The sequence below is a fragment of the Corynebacterium variabile genome (assembly GCF_006539825.1).
Classification (GTDB): domain Bacteria; phylum Actinomycetota; class Actinomycetes; order Mycobacteriales; family Mycobacteriaceae; genus Corynebacterium; species Corynebacterium variabile.
Genome location: NZ_BJNT01000050.1, coordinates 1 through 1,546, shown reverse-complemented (window position 1 = coordinate 1,546; position 1,546 = coordinate 1). Strand labels below are relative to the sequence as shown.

2 protein-coding genes are annotated in these 1,546 nt (G+C 61.5%); both read left to right on the top strand.

Going from position 1 to position 1,546, the window contains the following annotated elements; translation table 11 throughout:
* Nucleotides 1-70 precede the first annotated feature (70 nt).
* Complete coding sequence (locus CVA01_RS14690; RefSeq protein WP_170209823.1) at nucleotides 71-475, top strand: transposase; 405 nt, start codon at nucleotides 71-73, stop codon at nucleotides 473-475.
* A gap of 14 nt (nucleotides 476-489) precedes the next feature.
* Nucleotides 490-1,290, top strand: a complete 801-nt coding sequence (locus tag CVA01_RS14685; protein ID WP_170209822.1) for an IS3 family transposase — start codon at nucleotides 490-492, stop codon at nucleotides 1,288-1,290.
* Nucleotides 1,291-1,546: the final 256 nt, after the last annotated feature.

The following is a 1,546-nucleotide window of genomic DNA, read 5'->3' as shown; positions in this document are numbered from 1 at the left end:
GCCGCAGACCCGGACGACCTGAATCGCCCCGGGTTTAATGGAGGGAACAGGATTGCAAAGGAGCAACCCCATGCCCTCGAAGTACACACCCGAACTGAAAGCCAGGGCCATCGAACTTGTCCTGCACGCACAAGGCGACCCCGACACCGCCCGCGGCGCAGTCTCCCGCATCGCCGACGAACTCAACATCTCGCGTGAAACCCTGCGGATCTGGGTCCGCACACACAAGGAATCCGGCATGTCCGCCCCGACGGAGTCAGTTGACCTGGAAGCAGAAAACCGCAGGCTACGCAAAGAACTCGCCGAATCCCAACGCGCCAACGAGATCCTGAAGAAGGCCTCGGCTTTCTTCGCGGCGGAGCTCGAGCTACCCACACAAGTAGTCGTCGACTTCATCGACGACAACCGTGCTCACTACGGGGCCTCGAGCCGATCATCCGGGTGCTGTCAGACACACCCGCCCGCATCGCCGTGAGCACGTACTACGCCGTGAAAAGCCGTCCTGCCTCTGCCCGGTCCGTCCGAGACGACGAGGTCGCCGCTGCACTGCACTGCATCTACGCCGACAACTACTCCCGCTACGGCGCGCGGAAACTGCGGGCCGAGATCAACCGCGAAGGAACATTCGGCCACGTCGCCCGCTGCACCGTGGAACGGATCATGGGCAGTGAAGGTCTCCGCGGGATCCGCCGGCGGGTGAAGAAACCTGCCACACGCAGTGCCGACGCTGATGAGTGCCCGGATGATCTGGTCGACCGTGACTTCGACGTGGAGTTCCCGAACATGTTGTGGGTCGCGGACATCACCTACATCCCCACCCGGGCCGGATGGGTGTACGCCGCGTTCGTCCTGGACGCCGCCACCCGTGAGATCGTCGGCTGGCAGGTCACCAACCACCTGCGGGCCTCGCTGGCCCGCGATGCCCTCGACATGGCACTGTCTGCCCGCCTTCGGGCAGGCCAGGATGTGTCCGGGCTGATCCACCACTCGGACCGCGGAGTTCAATATCGGTCGGTGGCCTACGGCAAGTCGTTGGCGGACTCGAAGGTCGTCGCGTCGGTAGGGTCCAAGGGTGACTCCTACGACAATGCGATGGCCGAGGCACTGAACTCGGTGTTCAAGGCTGAGCTGATCGACCGGCGAACATGGCCGGCGTTGACCGACGTCATCGTGGAGACATCGAAGTGGGTCGGGTGGTACAACACTCGGCGACTGCATTCAGCGGTCGGCTACGTGCCGCCGGTTCAGGCTCATCGTCAGCTGCTCGACAAGCAGGCTGTCGCGGCCTGATCAACAGACAAACGACCCTCCACAAAACCCGGGGCTTGACACTGACCGACCGATACCAGCTTTGCAACAGCACCTGGTAAGACATTTTTCGTGTTGGTTTCCGCAGGAGCCACGGGTCTCGACGCGCTTGCTTCATGTGTCTTGTAAACCTTTAGTTTTTAAAGACTGTGGGTCACGCCTTCTTCAAGTCGAGGCTACAACTAGTTGCTATAGCGACTAGACCGTTGTATGGTGTGGTCATGTCAGAGACTATGGG

Coding starts and splice junctions, on each gene's coding strand:
- CVA01_RS14690 (WP_170209823.1), top strand. CDS start 71: ATGCCCTCGAAGTACACACCCGAACTGAAAGCCAGGGCCATCGAACTT.